At 73.6% G+C, this 18,158-nt stretch carries 20 protein-coding genes and 1 pseudogene; 7 read left to right on the top strand and 14 right to left on the bottom strand.

Annotated elements, in window-relative coordinates:
- The 3 genes and pseudogenes from IH61_RS0134280 to IH61_RS0134270 form a co-directional block, all read left to right on the top strand.
- Positions 1-413 (top strand): annotated as a pseudogene (locus tag IH61_RS0134280) (hypothetical protein); the annotation flags it as partial.
- 10 nt (positions 414-423) lie between these two features.
- The gene (locus tag IH61_RS0134275) at positions 424-1,077 is read left to right on the top strand and encodes a TIGR03085 family metal-binding protein (protein ID WP_031077169.1); all 654 of its coding nucleotides are present in this window, start codon (positions 424-426) and stop codon (positions 1,075-1,077) included.
- A 118-nt stretch (positions 1,078-1,195) separates the two neighbouring features.
- Positions 1,196-2,368, top strand: coding sequence for a damage-control phosphatase ARMT1 family protein (locus IH61_RS0134270; protein WP_031077167.1), 1,173 nt, complete (start codon positions 1,196-1,198; stop codon positions 2,366-2,368).
- Between the two features lie 54 nt (positions 2,369-2,422).
- Here the strand turns inward: IH61_RS0134270 and IH61_RS0134265 are convergent, their stop codons facing one another.
- The gene (locus IH61_RS0134265; RefSeq protein ID WP_031077165.1) at positions 2,423-2,650 is read right to left on the bottom strand and encodes a hypothetical protein; all 228 of its coding nucleotides are present in this window, start codon (positions 2,648-2,650) and stop codon (positions 2,423-2,425) included.
- A 97-nt stretch (positions 2,651-2,747) separates the two neighbouring features.
- On the opposite strand from IH61_RS0134265, the gene IH61_RS0134260 reads away from it, so the two are divergent.
- Entirely contained in the window at positions 2,748-3,524 is a 777-nt protein-coding gene (locus IH61_RS0134260) for a VOC family protein (protein WP_031077164.1), read from the top strand.
- A 68-nt stretch (positions 3,525-3,592) separates the two neighbouring features.
- On the opposite strand, the gene hisF is transcribed toward IH61_RS0134260, so the two are convergent.
- The 8 genes from hisF to hisD all read right to left on the bottom strand — a co-directional run bounded on the left by hisF (position 3,593) and on the right by hisD (position 9,465).
- Positions 3,593-4,363: an imidazole glycerol phosphate synthase subunit HisF gene (hisF, locus tag IH61_RS0134255; RefSeq protein WP_031077162.1), complete on the bottom strand. Its 771-nt coding sequence runs from the start codon at positions 4,361-4,363 to the stop codon at positions 3,593-3,595.
- Positions 4,364-4,365: 2 nt separating this feature from the next.
- On the bottom strand, positions 4,366-4,800 hold the full coding sequence (locus IH61_RS0134250; protein WP_031077160.1) for a Rid family hydrolase: 435 nt from the start codon (positions 4,798-4,800) through the stop codon (positions 4,366-4,368).
- A complete protein-coding gene (priA, locus tag IH61_RS0134245) occupies positions 4,797-5,522 on the bottom strand; it encodes a bifunctional 1-(5-phosphoribosyl)-5-((5-phosphoribosylamino)methylideneamino)imidazole-4-carboxamide isomerase/phosphoribosylanthranilate isomerase PriA (RefSeq protein ID WP_031077159.1) in 726 nt (241 codons plus the stop codon). The genes IH61_RS0134250 and priA overlap by 4 nt, the downstream gene beginning before the upstream one ends.
- A 29-nt stretch (positions 5,523-5,551) precedes the next feature.
- Positions 5,552-6,187, bottom strand: a complete 636-nt coding sequence (hisH, locus tag IH61_RS0134240; RefSeq protein WP_031077157.1) for an imidazole glycerol phosphate synthase subunit HisH — start codon at positions 6,185-6,187, stop codon at positions 5,552-5,554.
- A 79-nt stretch (positions 6,188-6,266) separates the two neighbouring features.
- A complete protein-coding gene (locus IH61_RS47965; RefSeq protein WP_031077155.1) occupies positions 6,267-6,419 on the bottom strand; it encodes a hypothetical protein in 153 nt (50 codons plus the stop codon).
- On the bottom strand, positions 6,416-7,009 hold the full coding sequence (hisB, locus tag IH61_RS0134230) for an imidazoleglycerol-phosphate dehydratase HisB (protein ID WP_031077152.1): 594 nt from the start codon (positions 7,007-7,009) through the stop codon (positions 6,416-6,418). The genes IH61_RS47965 and hisB overlap by 4 nt, the downstream gene beginning before the upstream one ends.
- Before the next feature lie 15 nt (positions 7,010-7,024).
- Entirely contained in the window at positions 7,025-8,143 is a 1,119-nt protein-coding gene (locus IH61_RS0134225; RefSeq protein WP_031077151.1) for a histidinol-phosphate transaminase, read from the bottom strand.
- The gene (gene hisD / locus IH61_RS0134220) at positions 8,140-9,465 is read right to left on the bottom strand and encodes a histidinol dehydrogenase (RefSeq protein ID WP_031077149.1); all 1,326 of its coding nucleotides are present in this window, start codon (positions 9,463-9,465) and stop codon (positions 8,140-8,142) included. The genes IH61_RS0134225 and hisD overlap by 4 nt, the downstream gene beginning before the upstream one ends.
- A gap of 94 nt (positions 9,466-9,559) precedes the next feature.
- On the opposite strand from hisD, the gene IH61_RS0134215 reads away from it, so the two are divergent.
- The 3 genes from IH61_RS0134215 (at position 9,560) to ybaK (ending at position 12,478) form a co-directional block, all read left to right on the top strand.
- Positions 9,560-11,134: a hypothetical protein gene (locus IH61_RS0134215; RefSeq protein WP_031077148.1), complete on the top strand. Its 1,575-nt coding sequence runs from the start codon at positions 9,560-9,562 to the stop codon at positions 11,132-11,134.
- A 71-nt stretch (positions 11,135-11,205) separates the two neighbouring features.
- Positions 11,206-11,934 carry an LON peptidase substrate-binding domain-containing protein gene (locus IH61_RS0134210; protein ID WP_031077146.1) on the top strand — a complete coding sequence of 243 codons (729 nt, stop codon included), beginning with the start codon at positions 11,206-11,208 and terminating at the stop codon, positions 11,932-11,934.
- A gap of 49 nt (positions 11,935-11,983) precedes the next feature.
- Complete coding sequence (ybaK, locus tag IH61_RS0134205) at positions 11,984-12,478, top strand: Cys-tRNA(Pro) deacylase (RefSeq protein WP_031077143.1); 495 nt, start codon at positions 11,984-11,986, stop codon at positions 12,476-12,478.
- Between the two features lie 168 nt (positions 12,479-12,646).
- On the opposite strand, the gene IH61_RS0134200 is transcribed toward ybaK, so the two are convergent.
- The 5 genes from IH61_RS0134200 to IH61_RS0134180 all read right to left on the bottom strand — a co-directional run bounded on the left by IH61_RS0134200 (position 12,647) and on the right by IH61_RS0134180 (position 18,057).
- A complete protein-coding gene (locus IH61_RS0134200) occupies positions 12,647-13,420 on the bottom strand; it encodes a hypothetical protein (protein WP_158845598.1) in 774 nt (257 codons plus the stop codon).
- 58 nt (positions 13,421-13,478) lie between these two features.
- A complete protein-coding gene (locus IH61_RS0134195) occupies positions 13,479-14,288 on the bottom strand; it encodes an ABC transporter permease (protein ID WP_051838534.1) in 810 nt (269 codons plus the stop codon).
- Complete coding sequence (locus tag IH61_RS0134190; protein WP_031077138.1) at positions 14,285-15,283, bottom strand: ABC transporter ATP-binding protein; 999 nt, start codon at positions 15,281-15,283, stop codon at positions 14,285-14,287. Before IH61_RS0134190 ends, IH61_RS0134195 begins: the two co-directional genes overlap by 4 nt.
- A 97-nt stretch (positions 15,284-15,380) precedes the next feature.
- The gene (locus IH61_RS0134185) at positions 15,381-16,772 is read right to left on the bottom strand and encodes an NYN domain-containing protein (RefSeq protein ID WP_037973735.1); all 1,392 of its coding nucleotides are present in this window, start codon (positions 16,770-16,772) and stop codon (positions 15,381-15,383) included.
- A gap of 256 nt (positions 16,773-17,028) precedes the next feature.
- Complete coding sequence (locus tag IH61_RS0134180; protein WP_031077134.1) at positions 17,029-18,057, bottom strand: aspartate-semialdehyde dehydrogenase; 1,029 nt, start codon at positions 18,055-18,057, stop codon at positions 17,029-17,031.
- Between the last annotated feature and the right edge of the window lie 101 nt (positions 18,058-18,158).

The raw sequence follows: 18,158 nt of genomic DNA, 5'->3' as shown, positions 1-18,158 counted from the left end.
CTCCCACCCCCACCCCGACGGCCACCCCGACCGCTTCTCCCACGCCCACGCCCAAGCCTCCGTACGTCTTCCTCCCGGTCGGAGCCTGCTTCGACCACCCGCAGCTGAGCCCCGTCATCACCAAGATCGAGGAACGGCCGTGCACCGGCGACCACGACGGCGAGGTGATCGCCGACCTCAAGCTCCCCGACGGCCTCAACGGCGAGGTCGCGATCGCCCTGGCCATCCGCAACGGCTGCTACGACGCCCAGACCGCAGCGATGGCCCGGCAGGGCGACGGAAAGAAGTACCACGAGCGGCAGTTCGGCCCCACCGGCGCCAACTACCAGGCCGGCTGGCGGGACTACTCCTGCGCCCTCACCCTCTCCGAGAAGCAGGGCGGCCCCAAGATCGCCGGCCCGCTGCACCCCTAAGGTGTCCCGCATGTCGAACCACGCCCTCGCCGAGCGCCACCGCCTGACCGAACTGCTCGCCGCCGCCGGCCCCGACGCCCCCACCCTCTGCGCCGGCTGGACCACCCGCGACCTCGCCGCCCACCTCGTCATGCGCGAGCGCCGCGCCGACGCCGCGGCGGGCATCCGCGTCGGCGCGCTCGCCGGGTGGACGCGCCGCGTCCAGGACGCGTACGCGGAGCGGCCGTACGAGGAGCTGCTGCGGCTGTTCCGCTCGGGGCCGCCCGTCTACTCGCTCTTCGCCCTCCCGGGGGCGGACGAGGCGGCCAACACCGTCGAGTACTTCGTCCACGCCGAGGACGTCCGGCGCGCGGCCCCCACGTGGGACCCCGCCACCGCGGCGCCCGTCCCGCCCGGCCGCAGCGAAGCCCTCTGGCGCCGCCTGCCCCTCCTCGCCCGCTTCGAAGCCGCCCACCGCACCCCCGTCCGCCTCCACCTCCACCACCCCGACGGCCGCACCGTCACCACCGGCCCCACCGCGACCCCGGCCGTCCACCTCACGGGCGCCCCGGGCGAACTCATCCTCTACCTCTACGGCCGCGGCACCCGGGCCGCCCTCACCATCGACGGCCCCCCGGACGCCCTCGAGGCCCTGACCCACGCCCTCCCCCTCCCGGGGCGGTAGCCCGAGCCCGCTGGAACAAACCTGCTGCGGGCCTCGCCGATCGGCGGGGCCCGCAGCCACACAACCCACCCCGCAGAGCCATCCACAGCCCCCACGGCAAGAAGGACGAGCCTGATAGATGACCACCGCACCCGTGATCCTGAGCGGCACGCCCGGGTCGTTCGCCCGGGGTGTCTTCCACGAGCGGCATCCGAAGCTCGTTCGGCAGGTGCTCGACGCGCTGCCGTACGGGCCGGGCGAGCGGGCCTCGGTCGAGGAGCTCCTCGCGGAGAGCACCGGTGGTGTGATGCGGCCGCTCGACGCCGGTGCCCATGACCACCGGCAGTGGCTGGAGTGGGGGGAGGGCCTGTACGGGCGGCCGTGGGGTGAGGTGCCGTTCCTGTGGGCGGAGAGTTACTTCTACCGCAGGCTGCTCGAGGCGACCGGGTACTTCCGGCCCGGTACGTGGCGGGGGGTCGACCCGTTCGCGCCGTTCAAGGACGCCGAGTTGGCGGGCCCGGCGGTCGATGCCGAGCTGGCGGCCCTCGACGAGCTGCCCGGCCTGTCCGCCGGGAAGCGGGGTGAGGTGCTGCTCGCGTCCGCGCTCTGGGGCAACCGGGCGGACCTCGGCTTCCGGATCACCGCCTCGGCCGGCGAGGGCCGGCCCCCCGCCCTGATCGCCGACGACAGCCCGCTCCTGTGGTCGGTCCTCGCCGCCGCGCGCGAGCCGAGGGTCTGCGTCGTCGCGGACAACGCCGGTCGGGAGCTGCTGCCCGACCTCGTCCTGATCGACCACCTCCTCACGGACGGGATCGCCGCCGAGGCCGTCCTGTACGTCAAGCCGTACCCCTACTTCGTGTCGGACGCGACCACCTCGGACGTCCTCGCGGCCCTCCACCGGCTCCGCAGCGGCCCGGGCCGGGAAGCCGCGCGGATCGGCGGCCGGCTCTGGCGGGCGATGAACGGCGGCACGCTCACGGTCCGCACGCACCCGTTCTTCTGCGCGCCCCTGCCGTTCCACGACATGCCCGCCGATCTGAGGAACGAGCTCTCCGAGGCCGCCCTGACCGTCACCAAGGGCGACCTCAACTACCGCCGCCTCGTCGGCGACCGGCTCTGGGACGCCACAAGCCCGTTCGCCGAGCGCGCCGGACACTTCCCGTCCCCGGTGGCGGCGCTGCGCACACTGAAGTCGGACGTCGTCGTCGGCCTGGACGCGGCCGTGGTCGCCGAGTTGGACGCCACCGGGGAGCCCTGGCGGACCAGCGGCACGTACGGCGTCGTCCAGGTCGGCGTGCCGGTCACCCGTTGAGGGGGCGCCGCCGCCGGCGACCCGCACCGGCGGCGGCTTCGGGGCAGGGGGCCGTCAGGCGCCGGTGACCTGCCACCACTGCTGGGACTGGAAGTTCTTCTGCCACAGCTGCACCTGGGCACCGTGGTCGGGGGGTGCGGCGGCCAGCAGCGACAGCTCGTCCCGGACGCCGGGCCGGCAGCCGCGCGGGCGCGGGGTGAGCGTCTCCGGCGCGTGGCCGCCAGGGGTGACCAGGGCGTCCAGCAGCGGCCCGCCCCCGAACCCGGGCCTGCCCCCGGACACGGGCCCGTCCCCCGGGCGCCCGGCCCGGCTGCGGATGTCAGTGGGCGGGTGCAGACTCGGCGGTGGCCGCATCGACCCCTTCGAAGGGCGCAGCATCGTGATCACCACCGACTTCCCCATCGGCTCCCCGTGCTGGATCGACCTGGGCAGCCCGGACATCCCCGCCACCGCCGCCTTCTACAACGCCGTCTTCGGCTGGACGTTCCAGGAGGTGCCGGAGGCCGGGGGCTACGGGTTCTTCCTGCTGAACGGCAAGCGCGTCGGCGCGCTCGGCCACCTGGACGCGGACGCCCGCTCCGCCTGGACGACGTACTTCCAGACGGCGGACGCGGACGCCACCGTCAAGGCCGCCGAGCAGGCCGGCGCCAAGGTACGCGTCCCCGTGATGGACGTGATGCAGGAGGGCCGCTTCGCGGCGCTGACCGACCCGCAGGGCGCCGAGTTCGCGATCTGGCAGGCGGGCAACACCAAGGGCCTGGACGTGGTGTCCGAGGACGACACCCTCGTCTGGGCCGAGCTGCACACCGCCGACCAGGACGGCGCATTCTCCTTCTACCAGCGGCTGTTCAGCTGGCGGGTGGAGCACTTCGAGCCGTCCCCGGGCATGAGCTATCGGGTGGTCTCCACCTCGCAGGGCGACCAGGAGCAGACGAGCTTCGGCGGCATCGCCCCGACGATGTCCCCCGAGCAGCCCTCCGCCTGGACGCCGTACTTCGCCGCCGCCGACGTGGACGCGACGATCGCCAAGGCGACGGCGGCCGGCGGCTCGGTGCTGATGCCCGCCTCGGACGTGGAGAACGTGGGCCGCCTCGCCTGGCTGGCGGACCCGAACGGCGCGCCCTTCGCCCTGATCAAGGGCGAGCCCCGGCAGTAGGCGAGCCCCGGCAGCAGAAGAGCAGGAGGGCCCGCCGGCGACAACCGGCGGGCCCCGTCAGGAGGACGTCACCGCACCGGGTGCCCGGCCTCCCGCAGCGCGCCCTTGACCTCGCCGATGCGCAGGTCCCCGAAGTGGAAGACGCTGGCCGCGAGCACCGCGTCCGCCCCCGCCACGACGGCCGGGGCGAAGTCCGCGAGCTTGCCCGCCCCGCCGGAGGCGATGACCGGCACGGAGACGGCCTTGCGGACGGCCCGGATCATGTCCAGGTCGTAGCCGTCCTTGGTGCCGTCCGCGTCCATGGAGTTGAGCAGGATCTCGCCCGCGCCCAACTCGGCGGCGCGGCCCGCCCATTCGACGGCGTCCAGCCCGGTGCCCTGGCGCCCGCCGTGCGTGGTCACCTCGTAGCCCGAGGCGGTCTCCGTACCGGGCGGGCAGCGCCGGGCGTCCACCGACAGCACCAGGACCTGCCGTCCGAAGCGCTTGGCGATCTCGCGGATCAGCTCCGGCCGGGCGATGGCCGCGGTGTTGACCCCGACCTTGTCGGCGCCGGCCCGCAGCAGCTTGTTGACGTCCTCGACGGCGCGGATGCCGCCCCCGACGGTCAGCGGGATGAACACCTGCTCGGCGGTTCGGCGGACCACGTCGTACGTGGTCTCGCGGTCGCCGGAGGAGGCGGTGATGTCGAGGAAGGTCAACTCGTCGGCGCCCTCGGCGTCGTAGAGCTTGGCCATCTCGACCGGGTCCCCGGCGTCGCGCAGGTTCTGGAAGTTGACGCCCTTGACCACCCGCCCGGCGTCCACGTCCAGGCAGGGGATGACACGTACGGCGAGGGTCACGACTACGAACCTTCCAGCGATTCCAGGGAGTGCGCCAACCCGGCGCGGTGGGCGTCGAGTTCGATCTGCACCAGCACCCGGGCGTCGGGCAGCCCCTGCACCACCAGCAGGGTGGCGACGGGGTTCACCTCGCCGAAGAGCTCCCGGTGGGCGCGGCCCACCGCGTCCAGGTCCCGGGCGTGGGTGAGGTACATCCGGGTGCGGACGACGTCGTCCGCGGTCAGGCCGTACGCGGCCAGGGCCTCGAGCCCGATGCCGAACGCCACCCGGGCCTGCTCGTACGGGTCGCCCTCGCCGTAGAGGGTCTCCCCCACGACCGGACGGGCGCCGCCCACGAACACCTGGTCGCCCACGGCGATCGCCTGCACCGAGCCGATCTCCTTCTCCAGGGAGGAGGATCCGCCGACCCGGCCGCGCACAACCTGACGTTCCGTCATTCCGAGACCGCCTCCAGCGCCTCTTCCAGCGTGAACTTCTGCTCGTAGAGTGCCTTGCCGACGATGGCGCCCTCGACTCCCACGCCGACCAGGCCGGCGATGGCGCGCAGGTCGTCCAGGGAGGAGACGCCGCCGGAGGCGACGACCGGGCGGTCGGTGGCGGCGCAGACGTCGCGCAGCAGCTGGAGGTTGGGGCCGGTCAGGGTGCCGTCCCGGTTGACGTCGGTGACGACGTAGCGGGCGCAGCCCTCGGCGTCCAGGCGGGCCAGCACGTCGAAGAGCTGGCCGCCGTCGCGGGTCCAGCCGCGGCCGCGCAGGGTGGTGCCGACGACGTCCAGGCCGACGGCGATCTTGTCGCCGTGCTCGGCGATGGCCTTGGCGACCCACTCGGGGGCCTCCAGGGCGGCGGTGCCGAGGTTGACGCGGGTGCAGCCGGTGGCGAGGGCGCGGGCGAGGGACTCGTCGTCGCGGATACCGCCGGACAGTTCGACCTTGATGTCCAGCGCGGCGGTGACGTCGCGCAGCATCTCGTAGTTGGAGCCGGTACCGAAGGCGGCGTCCAGGTCGACGAGGTGCAGCCACTCGGCGCCGGCGTTCTGCCAGGCGAGGGCGGCGGCGAGCGGCTCGCCGAAGGAGGTCTCGGTGCCCGAGGCGCCCTTGACCAGGCGGACGGCCTGGCCGTCGCGGACGTCGACGGCGGGCAGCAGCTCAAGACGGCTCATCAGTTACACAACTCTCAGGAGGCAGGAGGTCAGAGGGTGTCGACCCAGTTGGTCAGCAGGGCGGCGCCGGCGTCGCCGGACTTCTCGGGGTGGAACTGGGTGGCCCACAGCGGGCCGTTCTCGACGGCGGCGACGAACGGCTGCCCGTGCGTGGCCCAGGTGACCAGCGGCGGGTTGATCCGCGCGCTGTGGACCTCGAGCTCCCAGTGCCGCACGCCGTAGGAGTGCACGAAGTAGAAGCGGGTGTCCGCGTCGAGGCCCGCGAACATGCGGGTGCCCTCGGGCGCGTCCACGGTGTTCCAGCCCATGTGCGGCACGACGGGGGCGTCCAGCGGCTCGACGGTGCCGGGCCACTCGTCGCAGCCGGGCGTCTCGACGCCGTGCTCGACGCCCTTCTCGAAGAGGATCTGCATGCCGACGCAGATGCCCATGACCGGGCGGCCTCCGGCGAGCCGGCGGTCGATGATCCAGTCCCCGCGCACCGACTTGAGGCCGCGCATGCACGCCTCGAAGGCGCCGACGCCGGGGACGAGCAGGCCGTCCGCGGCCATCGCGGTGTCGTAGTCGGAGCTGACGGTGACGTTCGCCCCGGTCCGCTCCAGGGCTCGCTGCGCGGAGCGGAGGTTGCCGGAGCCGTAGTCGAGGACGACGACGTTCTTGCCCATGTTCAGGTGTCCAGTCTCTCTACAGCCAGTCTCTACAGCAGGGCTACGGGCAGGGCTACGGGCAGGGCCACGGCCGGCGCTACAGGCGCAGCAGGCCCGAGGCCAGGCACATCGCGGAGCCGAAGGCGAGTACCAGGATGACCCCCTTGGGGATCTTCTGCTTCCAGAAGGAGATCACCCCGCCGGCCAGGAAGAGGCCGACGAAGATGAGGATCATCGCGGTGTTGTTCACAGCGCACCCTTGGTCGAGGGGAGGATGCCGGCCGCGCGGGGGTCGCGTTCGGCGGCGTAGCGCAGCGCCCGGGCGAGCGCCTTGAACTGGCACTCGACGATGTGGTGCGCGTTGCGTCCGTAGGGCACGTGGACGTGCAGGGCGATCTGCGCCTGGGCGACGAAGGACTCCAGGATGTGCCGGGTCATCGTGGTGTCGTACGAGCCGATCATCGGGGCGATGCCCTCGGGCTCGGTGTGCACCAGGTACGGGCGGCCGGAGAGGTCGACGGTGACCTGGGCGAGGGACTCGTCCAGCGGCACCGTGCAGTTGCCGAAGCGGTAGATGCCGACCTTGTCACCGAGGGCCTGCTTGAAGGCGGCGCCGAGGGCGAGGGCGGTGTCCTCGATGGTGTGGTGGGTGTCGATGTGCAGGTCGCCGTCGGTCTTGACGGTGAGGTCGAACAGACCGTGGCGGCCGAGCTGGTCGAGCATGTGGTCGTAGAAGCCGACGCCGGTGGAGATGTCGGTCCGGCCGGTGCCGTCGAGGTTGATCTCGACGAGGACGGAGGTCTCCTTGGTGGTGCGCTCGACGCGTCCGATGCGTGACAGGGGGGACATACGGGGTTACAGCTCCTTGATCGCATTGCGGACGGCGTCCAGGAAGGCGTCGTTCTCGGCGGGCGTGCCCGCGGTGACGCGCAGCCACCCGGGGACGCCGTTGTCCCGGACGAGGACGCCCTGGTCGAGGATCGCCTGCCAGACGGCGTGGGTGTCGGTGAAGCGGCCGAACTGGACGAAGTTGGCGTCCGAGTCGGTGACCTCCAGGCCCATCCCCCGCAGCGCGTCCACCAGCCGGTCGCGCTCCTCCTTGAGCCGGCCGACGTACCCGAGGAGGGTGTCGGTGTGCTCCAGGCAGGCCAGCGCGGTGGCCTGGGTGACGGCGGACAGGTGGTACGGCAGGCGCACCAGCTGGACGGCGTCCACCACGGCGGCGTCGGCGGCGAGGTAGCCCAGGCGCAGCCCGGCGGCGCCGAACGCCTTGGACATGGTGCGGCTGACGACCAGGTTGGGGCGGCCCTCGATCAGCGGCAGCAGCGAGGCGCGGTGCGAGAACTCGACGTACGCCTCGTCGACGACGACCAGGCTGGGCCGGGCGGCCTGCGCCGCCTCGTACAGCCGCAGGACGGTCTCCGCCTCGACGGCCGTGCCGGTCGGATTGTTCGGCGAGCAGATGAACACCACATCGGGCTTCCGCTCGGCGATCGCCGCCTCGGCGGCCTCCACGTCGATCGTGAAGTCCTCGTTGCGCGGCCCGGAGATCCACTCGGTGCCGGTGCCCCGGGAGATCAGCGCGTGCATCGAGTACGAGGGCTCGAAGCCGAGCGCGCTGCGGCCGGGCCCGCCGAAGGTCTGGAGCAGCTGCTGCAGGACCTCGTTGGAGCCGTTGGCGGCCCAGACCTGCTCGCGGGCGACGGCGAAGCCGGTGGTGCGGGTCAGGTACGCGGCGAGGCCCTCGCGCAGCTCGACCGCGTCCCGGTCGGGGTAGCGGTTGAGCCCCCGGGCGGCCTCGGCGACGCGCTCGGCGATGCGGGCGACGAGCTCCTCGGGCAGCGGGTAGGGGTTCTCGTTGGTGTTGAGCTGCACGGGCACGTCCAACTGCGGTGCGCCGTACGGGGACTGGCCCCGCAGCTCGTCCCGGATGGGGAGGTCGTCGATGCGGGTCTTACGCGTCTCGGTACTCACGAGCCGGGAACCGTCCAATCGAAGCGGGCCTTGATGGCGTCCCCGTGCCCGGGCAGGTCCTCGGCGTTGGCCAGGTTGACCACGTGCGCGGCGACGTCCGCCAGCGCCTCGCGGTCGTACTCGACGACCTGCACGCTGCGCAGGTAGGTCTGCACCGACAGCCCGGAGGAGTGGCAGGCGCAGCCGCCGGTGGGCAGCACGTGGTTGGAGCCGGCCGCGTAGTCGCCCAGCGAGACGGGCGTCCAGCGGCCGATGAAGATCGCGCCGGCGTTGACCACCCGGGCGGCCACGGCGTGCGGGTCGCGGGTCTGGATCTCCAGGTGCTCGGCCGCGTACGCGTTGACGACGGCGAGGCCCTGGTCCAGGTCGTCGACCAGGATGATGCCGGACTGCCGGCCGCCCAGCGCCTCGGCGACGCGCTCACTGTGCTTGGTCCGGGCGACCTGCACGGCGAGCTCGGCCTCCACCGCCTCGGCCAGCGCCGGGGAGTCGGTGACCAGCACCGAGCCGGAGGTCGGGCCGTGCTCGGCCTGGCTGATCAGGTCGGCGGCCACGTCGGAGGCCAGCGCGCTGTCGTCCGCGAGGACGGCGATCTCCGTCGGCCCGGCCTCGGAGTCGATGCCGATCCGGCCCGCGAAGTAGCGCTTGGCGGCGGCCACGTAGATGTTGCCGGGGCCGGTGACCACGTTCACCGGCTTGCACTCCTCGGTGCCCAGGGCGAACATCGCCACGGCCTGGGCGCCGCCGACGGAGTACACCTCGTCCACGCCGAGCAGCGCGCAGGCCGCCAGGATCGCGGGGTGGACCCGGCCCCCGCCCCAATCACTGTTAAAAGGGGCCTTCTGCGGCGGCGAGGTCACGGCGATGCCGGGCACGCCCGCCTCCTGGGCCGGCACCACGTTCATCACCACGGAGGACGGGTAGACGGCGAGCCCGCCCGGCACGTACAGGCCGACCCGCTCGACGGGCACCCACCGCTGGGTGACCGTCCCGCCCGGCACCACCTGCGTGGTGTGCCCGGTGCGGCGCTGGTCGGAGTGCACGGCGCGCGCCCGGCGGATCGACTCCTCCAGGGCGGCCCGCACCTTCGGGTCCAGCGTCTCCAGCGCCTCGGCCAGCTGCTCCGCCGGCACCCGGGTGGACTCCAGCCGCACCCCGTCGAACCGCTCGGTGATCTCGATCAGCGCCGCGACCCCGCGATGGCGTACGTCCTCGGCGATCGGCCGCACCTTCTCCAGGGCGGCCGCCACGTCGAACTCGGCACGGGGCAGCAGGTCACGCGGGTCGTCGAGCGAGCCGCGGAGGTCGATTCGAGAGATCACGCCACCCAGTGTAAGGAGTGGCCGGAACCGCTGGTCGCCGCATTTCAGTCCGTGATACGAAGGGCGAGACAACAAGGGGGCGGGGGGAATCTCAGTGCAGAGCGTTCCGGACGACTGGACGGACACCGAGCGGGAGCTGTGGGAGGCGTTCCGGCAGGGCAACGTCTTCGACCGCAGGTTCGGCGACGCGGACACCGACGACCCCTTCGGCGACGCCGTCTGGGGCCCCGAGCGCACCGTCCGCGCCGAGGTCCTCGCCCACCTGCTGCTGGCCGGTCCGGAGGCCGTCCCCGGCCGCGTCGCCTCGCTGCGGATGAACGGCCTGCTCGTCACCGGCCCGCTCAACCTCGCCGGCGGCCGGATAGCCCACTACGTGGAGCTGTACAGCTGCCGCTTCGACCACAAGCTGCTGGTCTCCGAGGCCGAGGCCAGCACCCTGCGCCTGGTCGACTGCCTGATCCCCCGCCTGGAAGCCTCCCGACTGACCACCACCGGGGACCTCCACCTCGCCCGCTCCCGCGTCCCCGAGGGCATACGCCTCACCGACGCCAAGATCGGCACCGACCTGCTGCTCAACCTGGCCAAGGTCGGCGGCGACCGCTACGGCCGGGCGATCTCCGCCGACGGGATCACCATCCACCAGGACTTCGAGGCCGAACGCATCGAGGTCGACGGCGAGCTGAGCATCCGCACCGCCCGGATAGGCGGCCGGCTCTCGCTGCGCGGCGCCCAGCTGCGCGCCGCCCCGCAGAACCGCACCTGCCTCAACGCCGTGCGCGTCACCGTCGGCCACACCGTGTACCTCACCAGCTCCGCGGACGGCGGCTGGTTCGGCTCCCGCAGCTACTACGGCTCCGGCTACGGCGAGACCGCCCCGCCGGACGGGCCGATCACCCCGTTCCGCGCCTACGGCCGGGTCCGCCTCTCCGACAGCCGCTTCGAGGGCGCCTGCCTGATCTCCGGCGAGTTCCACCTGGAGGAGGGCGACGAGCTGTCGCTGCGGCGCATCCACACCCCCGAGCTGCGCTTCACCTGCCGCAAGCGCCCGACCGGCACCGTCTCCCTCTCCCGCGCCCGCGTCGGCGACCTGGTCGACACCCCGACCGCCTGGCCGCGCGGCAGGCACCTGGGCCTGACGGGCTTCGTCTACGAGGTGCTGCGCCCGGCCGAGATGTTCACCGTCCAGGAGCGGATCGCCTGGCTGGAGGGCTCCTCGGTGGAGTTCCAGCCGGAGTCCTACGAGCAGCTGGCCGCCGCCCTGCGCCGCGACGGCGCCGACGACGACGCCCGCGAGGTGCTGTACGCCAAGCAGCGCCGCCGCCGCTCCACCCTGTCGCTGCCCGCCCGCGTCTGGGGCCTCGTCCAGGACGTCACGGTCGGCTACGGCTTCCGCCCCGGCCGGGCGGGCCTGTGGCTGCTGCTCGCCTGGGCGCTGGGCAGCCTCTGGTTCAACGCCCACCCGCTGGAACCCCTCAAGGCCGACGAGCGCCCGCACTGGAACCCGGTGCTCTACACCCTCAACGAGCTGCTGCCGATCGTCGACCTCAACCAGGGCGCCTGGAACCCCGGCGGGATCGACCAGTGGCTCTCCGCCGGCCTGGTCGTGGTCGGCTGGCTGCTCGCGTCCACCTTCGTCACCGGCGCCACCAGGATGCTCCAGCGCGGCTAGGACCCGGCCCTTTCGCGTGCCCCCGGGGCCTGTGCGACACGCCCGGGCTCCGGGGAACTACGCTGTCCGCCGTGACAGAACGGCTGCCGCTCTTCCCGCTGAACACCGTGCTCTACCCGGGCCTGGTGATGCCCCTGAACGTCTTCGAGGAGCGCTACCGCCGTCTCGTCGCCGACCTGCTCGAACAGCCCGAGGACGCGCCGCGCCGCTTCGGCGTGGTCGCCATCAAGGACGGCCGCGAGACCGCCCCGGTGCGCCCCGAGGACGGCCCCGCCGGGCCGCTGGACGGCCTCGGCACCACCACCGGTGACCCGCTGGAAGCGCTCTTCCACATCGGCTGCGTCGCCGACGTCACCACCGCCGAGAAGCAGGCGGACGGCCGGTACGAGCTGCTGGTCACCGGCACCACCCGCTTCGCGCTGCGCTCCGTGGACGCCTCCGGGCCGTACCTGACCGGCGAGACCGCGCCGCTCGAGGAACGGCCCGGCGCCGGCTCCGGAGCCCTCGCGGCCGAGGTCGAGCGGGCGTTCCGGGTGTACCAGACGCGGCTGGCGGGCGCCCGCGAGGCCACCACCGTCGGGCGCCAGGAGCTCCCGGACGACCCGCAGGTGCTCTCCTACCTGGTCGCCGCCGCCTCGGTGTTCGAGACCCCGGTCAAGCAGCGGCTGCTCGCCTGCCCCGAGACCGCCCAGCGGCTGCGCCTGGAACTCGACCTGCTGCGCCGCGAGTCCGCCGTCCTCAGCTGGCTGCCCTCGCTGCCGGCCGTCGACCTGACCCGGCAGTCCTTCAGCCCCAACTGAGGCCGCTGAACCCATCCAGGACCCATCCAGGACCCACCCAGGACCCCACATGGCGAAGAAGACGAAGAAGGGCGGCCAGGGCACCCCCGCGACCGTCGCCCTGGAGAGCGCCGCCGTCGCGTTCACGGTGCACGCGTACGAGCACGACCCGGCCGCCGCCTCCTACGGCGGCGAGGCGGCCGAGGCCCTCGGCGTCGCGCCGGAGCGGGTGTTCAAGACCCTGGTCGCCGACGTCGACGGCGCCCTGACGGTCGGCGTGGTCCCGGTCTCCGGGCAGCTCGACCTGAAGGCGCTGGCCGCGGCCGTCGGCGGCAAGCGCGCCGCCATGGCCGACCCTGCCGCCGCCGAACGCAGCAGCGGGTACGTCCTGGGCGGCATCTCCCCCCTCGGCCAGCGCCGCCCGCTGCGCACGGTCGTCGACGCGGGCGCGCTCGGGCACCCGACGGTCTACGTCTCGGCCGGGCGCCGGGGCCTGGAGGTCGAACTCGCCCCGGCCGACCTCATCGCCCTCACGAAGGCCGTCACGGCGCCCATCGCGCGCTGAGAGCGCCGGGGCACTACTTCCGTAGTGCCACTACTGCCGTAGTCGCACGCCCCCGGAGCAGTGGAACTACGGATGTAGTGGCACTACGGAAGTAGTGCCCGCCCCGGAAAACACGGAGCGGGAGACGTACGGCCCGTACCGAACCGTCCGCCTCCCGCTCACCGAGCCTCAGAGCGCCTTGCCGTCCTTTGGCGCGCTCCCGCCCTCCGGCAGGTGCTCTGGCAGGTCCTCCGGCAGGCTCCCCGCCGGAGTCCCCCAGTACGGCGGCGGGTCCTCCTCGCGCTTGCCGAACGCCGCCGACAGCGCGAGCAGCACCACCATCGCCGTCATCGGCCACACCAGCAGCGCGCCCAGCGCGCCCAGGTCGATGCTCGCGTCGAAGTGCCCGCCGTTGCCCGCCTTGCGGGCCTCCCCGATCAGGTCCTTGCTCGGCCCGAGCCACCGCCCCAGCCGCCAGGCGCCCAGCGAGCCGAGCAGCCCGCCCACGGCCAGCCCGACCGCGACGGAGATCCCGCCGCCCCGGCGGCGGGTCAGCAGGAAGGCGCCGAGCGCGGTGAGCAGGCCCGCGCCCAGGCCGATCAGCACGAACACGGCGTCGGCCCCGGCCCGCTGCTCGCCCTCCGGGTCCGCGTAGAGGATGCGGTCGCCGTCCACGACCAGCGGCACCTTGGGCGCAAGCCAGGCCCACAGCACGGCCATGGCCACACCGACCACCAGGCAGACCAGCACCGCCGAGGCCCCGATCCGCAGCTCCTCGCGCAGCCGCTCCCCCGGCGTGAGCACCGGCTCGGCCTTCCCGAGCCCGTGCGGCGGCACCGGCGACACCGGCGACGTCGCCCCCTCCTGGTCCGCCGGCGGCGGCGCGAACGGGTCGGGGGCGGCGTCCGGCACGGCCCGCACGTCGGCGGGGGAGCGATCCGGAGGTGTGTTCGGTACGGTCACACGCCCCATCGTTTCACGCCGCTCGTCGGAACGGCCGCGGAGCCCTCCCAAAGATCCCTCAGCTCGAGACGGCCCGCCGGTACGCCCAGGTGGCCAGGGCCAGCGACACCACGCCCACCCCGGCGCAGACCCCGAGGTCCGCCGCGACCATCGCCCAGTCCGGGTCGGCCGTGAAGGTCCGCGCGAACGCCTCGACCCCGTACGTGGAGGGCAGCAGGTCGCGCAGCCACAGCACCGGCTGCGGCAGGTGGTCGACGGGCAGCACGCCCAGCAGCAGCGCCGCCGACATGCCGAGCTGCCCGAGCATGGTGGCGATCTCCTGCCGGGGCGCCAGCAGCCCGCAGGCCGCGCCCAGCCCGGCCAGGGCCGCGCCCGCGAGCGGGACGACGGCCAGGAGCACCCACAGCTGCCCCAGCGGCAGCCCGAACATGACCGCGCCCACCCCCGCCGTCACCACCGTCCCGGGCAGGGTGAAGGAGGCGTACGCCGCGGCCGCGCCCAGCACCACGGAGGCGGCGGGCACCGGCAGCGTCCCGTAGTGGTCCAGTCCGCCGCTGGCCCGCAGCCGCCCGAAGTACTGCGCCAGCAGGTTGAGCGCCACGAACGCGACGACGAGCACGCTGGAGCCGGCGACCACCGACCGCGCCGCCGAGGTCTGCCCGGCGTCGACCACGCCGCGCATCATCACCAGGATGCCGAGCGACTGGAACGTGGCGACGAACAGCAGCGGGATCCGCGCCACCTTCGCCCGCGCCAGCTGCGCCCGGTAGACGGCGGCGAGCGCGGGCAGCAGCCGGGCGGCTGGGGCCAGCGGGGCGGGGGCGGCCGCCCGCCGGTCGGCCTGTGGCGGCACCGAGAGCAGGGTCACTTGGCCAGTCCTCCGTGGCGGCCGCCGAGCTTGAGGTAGGCGTCCTCGAGGCTCGGGGTGGCGAGGGTGAAGTCGTCGAGAGCGGCGAAGGCCGGGCCGGTGGTGACGGCGGCGACCAGTTCGCGGGCCTGCTCGGGGGTGGTGCGTACGGTCCAGCGGCGGCCGGTGCGCTCGGCCCGGTCGGCGAGTGCGGCGACGGCCGGCACGCCGAGGGGGGCCTCGTCGCGCCAGACCAGGTCGAGCCGGACGTCGCCGTCGACCAGCGCCTTGAGCCCGCCCGGGGTGTCGCAGGCGATGACCCGGCCCTCGTCGACGACGGCGACGCGGTCGAGGACGGTCTCGGCCTCGATGACGTTGTGGGTGACGAGCATCACCGTCGTGCCGTGCTCGGCCCGCCGCCGGTCGAGGGCCGACCAGACGGCGCGGCGCGCCACCGGGTCCATGCCGGTGGTCGGCTCGTCGAGGACGAGCAGCGGGCGCTCCCCCACCAGGGCGGCCGCGAAGCAGGCGAGGCGGCGCTGCCCGCCGGAGAGCTTGGCGAGGGGCCGCGAGGCGATCGCCTCCAGCCCGAGCTCGGCCAGCACCTCGGCCGTCGCCGCCCTGGCCTGCGCCCGGGAGAGCCCGCGCAGCCGTCCGGTGGTCTCGGCGGCGAGCGCGACGGTCAGCTCGTCGAGCGCCGTGGACTCCTGCCCGAGGTAGCCGAGCAGCCGGGCGGCCCGTTCGGGGTGGCGGACGACGTCGTGGCCGAGCAGTTCGACGGTGCCGGAGTCGGGGCGCAGCAGCCCGGTGAGCTGGCGCACCAGCGTGGACTTGCCGGCGCCGTTGGGTCCGAGCAGCCCGAAGACCTCGCCCTGGCGGACGGTGAGGCTGATCCCGTCGTTGGCCCGGATCTCGCGGGCGGCGGCGCCGCGGCCGCTGCGGTAGGTCCGGACGAGGTCGCGTACGACGACGCACGGCGGGGTCTCCTGGGGTGCTCGCCCGGCCGTCTCGTTCACGACCGACGACTCTACGCGCTCATACGGGCGAACCGGACAACGGGGCCCGGTCGCCACCGGCCCCCGAGGTCACCCGAGGTCAGGGGTCCGAACTGGGTCAGTCGTCGACGACCATCGATCCGCCGGGCACCCGGGTGGCCAGTTCCTTCCAGAACCCGGCCCGGATGGCGTAGCGGTCGTGTTCGTCGATCTGGTCGTCCTTGTGCGCGAGCAGCCCGAAGCGGGCCGCGTAGCGGAGCAACTCGCCGTCGACCCGGTGCGGGATGCGGGGGTAGTCGGGCCACAGGACGGTGAGTTTCTCGACGTCGCCGAGGCGGTCGCTCCAGCGCCGGGCGAAGACCTGCCCGACCTCGTGGGCGTCGCCGCCGATGGAGGTGATGTCCTCCTCGCGGTCGGCCCAGCGCTGTTCGGCGGTGGTCAGCTGGGCGAGGGTGGGCAGGCCGTCCCCGGCGCAGACGGACGGCTCGGGGGCGGGCCGGTCGACCCAGCCCCGGTCGGAGGACCACCGCAGCACGGGCCCGCCGGCGGCGTGCCCGTTCGCGTGCCCGTTGGCCTGTCCGTTGGTCTGTCCGTTGGTCTGTCCGTTGGTCTGTCCGTTCGCGTGCCCGTTGGCGTGAGCGCCGGCATGAGCCTGGGCGTGCCCGTGCCCGTTGGCCGCCGTGATCGGGGTGACGGGGCTGACGGCGGAGGCCCGTCCGGCGAGGTCCTTCGGCGTCGGCACGACCCGCAGGGTGGCCGCGGCGGGCTGCGGCCGGCCGTCGGCGGCGGGCTCCTCCGGCGAGGCGGCGCCGCCGGAACCGGCGGCAGCGGCCGCGGCGACGGCCGGGGTGACGACGGGCGGCACCCCAGCGGGCAGCGGCCCGGCGGGCGGCGCGGCGAGGATCTTGGCGATCTCGTGCCGGGCGGCGCCCGAGCCCGGTGCGGGGTAGCCGGTGGTGGTCTCGCGCAGGGAGAAGGAGGCTTCGATCCACTCCCGGTCGAGGACGCGCCGCTCGTCGGCCTCGCCGACCAGGTCCTCGGACTGGTTGAAGTCCCCGTCGGCGGCCTGGAGGGCCCACAGGTGGACGGCGACGCCGTGCTCCTTGGCCGTCATCATCCCGGGCAGCAGGTCCCCGTCCCCGGTGATCAGCACGACGTCGGCGCAGGCCCGGTTGCGGGCGAGTTCGGACAGCTCGGCGTGCATCGCCGCGTCCACGCCCTTCTGCACCCAGCGCCCTTCGGCCCGGGTGAGCGCCCCGAGCCGTACGGTCACGCGGGGCAGCACGCGCAGTCGGCGGTGCTCGGGCATCGGGCGCCGGTCGGGGGCGGCGTCGAACCAGTAGATGCGCAGCAGCGGCAGACCCGTCTCGGCCTCGGCGCGTTCGCGCAGGGCGGTGATCAGGGCGGTGTGGTTGACGGTGACCTTGGACCGGGAGGGGTCTCCGGCGAGGAGGCTGGCGGCGGCGCCCAGCAGGTATCCGGCATCCACCAGGACGACACAGCGGTCCATCCGCGCACCTTCTTTCCGCTCGCCCTCGGGGGTTCTTGTCAGGGGTGGGCGGTCGCCCGGTCATCGGGCGTGTGGGGTGAGGGGTCCCCGTGGCCGCCCGATCGTTGGGTCACCTTTTCCCAAAGGTTCGCGCGCCGAACCTCGGGGGATGTCCCGGTACCGCAACAGCCGCCCCAACGAGTCGCAAAGACGCGCGAAGGCGGGCCCCGGTAGAACGAGGGGCCCGCCTTCGCGTCACGCTGTGCGCGTCCGGGTGTCAGCCGTTGAGCTCAGCGGCGACGAGTTCGGCCAGCTGGACGGCGTTGAGGGCGGCGCCCTTGCGCAGGTTGTCGTTGGAGACGAACAGCGACAGGCCGTGCTCGACGGTCTCGTCGGCGCGGATGCGGCCGACGTAGCTCGGGTCCTTGCCGGCGGCCTGGAGGGGGGTGGGGATCTCGGAGAGTTCGACGCCGGGGGCGGCGGCGAGCAGCTCGGTGGCGCGCTCGGGGCTGATCGGGCGCTCGAAGCGGGCGTTGATCTGCAGGGAGTGGCCGGAGAAGACGGGCACGCGCACGCAGGTGCCGGCCACCTTCAGCTCGGGGATGCCGAGGATCTTGCGGCTCTCGTGGCGGAGCTTCTGCTCCTCGTCGGTCTCGTTGGAGCCGTCCTCGACGATGGAGCCGGCGAGCGGCAGCACGTTGAAGGCGATGGGGCGCTTGTAGACCTGGGGCTCGGGGAATTCGACGGCCCCGCCGTCGTGGGCGAGGGCGGCGGCGCCGTCCACGACCTTGGCGGCCTGGCCCGCCAGTTCGGCGACGCCGGCCACGCCGCTGCCGGAGACGGCCTGGTAGGTGGAGACGACGAGCGCGGCGAGGCCGGCCTCCTCGTGCAGCGGGCGCAGCACGGGCATGGCCGCCATGGTGGTGCAGTTGGGGTTGGCGATGATGCCCTTGGGCCGGTCGGCGATGGCCTCGGGGTTGACCTCGGAGACGACCAGCGGCACCTCGGGGTCGCGGCGCCAGGCGGAGGAGTTGTCGATGACGACGGCGCCGGCCGCGGCGACCTTGGGGGCGAGGGCCTTGGAGGTGGAGCCGCCCGCGGAGAAGATCACGATGTCCAGGCCGCTGTAGTCGGCCGTGGCCGCGTCCTCGACGGTGACCTCGGTGTCCTGCCAGGGCAGGGTGCGCCCGGCGGAGCGGGCCGAGGCGAACAGGCGCAGCTGCTCCACGGGAAAGCTGCGCTCCGCCAGGATCTCGCGGACCACTGCGCCGACCTGGCCGGTGGCCCCGACGATGCCGATCTTCATTCCGACTTCTCCTCTGAATGTGCTGCCTACAGCCGACCTCCGCCCATCATGCCTTGTCACCCAGGCGGGGCGACCTGGTATTCCACGCTGTGAACGCCCGG

The organism is Streptomyces sp. NRRL WC-3742, assembly GCF_000720635.1.
In the GTDB taxonomy this organism is placed as follows: domain Bacteria; phylum Actinomycetota; class Actinomycetes; order Streptomycetales; family Streptomycetaceae; genus Kitasatospora.
The sequence above is the reverse complement of the archived record's forward strand: the minus strand, read 5'-3'. Positions and strand labels throughout refer to the sequence as shown.

What these genes read in the sequence shown, in the direction of transcription:
- IH61_RS0134275 (WP_031077169.1), top strand. Translation starts at nt 424, where the DNA reads ATGTCGAACCACGCCCTCGCCGAGCGCCACCGCCTGACCGAACTGCTC.
- IH61_RS0134270 (WP_031077167.1), top strand. Translation starts at nt 1,196, where the DNA reads ATGACCACCGCACCCGTGATCCTGAGCGGCACGCCCGGGTCGTTCGCC.
- IH61_RS0134250 (WP_031077160.1), bottom strand. Translation starts at nt 4,800, where the DNA reads ATGACGGAACGTCAGGTTGTGCGCGGCCGGGTCGGCGGATCCTCCTCC.
- priA (WP_031077159.1), bottom strand. Translation starts at nt 5,522, where the DNA reads ATGAGCCGTCTTGAGCTGCTGCCCGCCGTCGACGTCCGCGACGGCCAG.
- hisH (WP_031077157.1), bottom strand. Translation starts at nt 6,187, where the DNA reads ATGGGCAAGAACGTCGTCGTCCTCGACTACGGCTCCGGCAACCTCCGC.
- ybaK (WP_031077143.1), top strand. Translation starts at nt 11,984, where the DNA reads ATGGCGAAGAAGACGAAGAAGGGCGGCCAGGGCACCCCCGCGACCGTC.
- IH61_RS0134185 (WP_037973735.1), bottom strand. Translation starts at nt 16,772, where the DNA reads ATGGACCGCTGTGTCGTCCTGGTGGATGCCGGATACCTGCTGGGCGCC.
- IH61_RS0134180 (WP_031077134.1), bottom strand. Translation starts at nt 18,057, where the DNA reads ATGAAGATCGGCATCGTCGGGGCCACCGGCCAGGTCGGCGCAGTGGTC.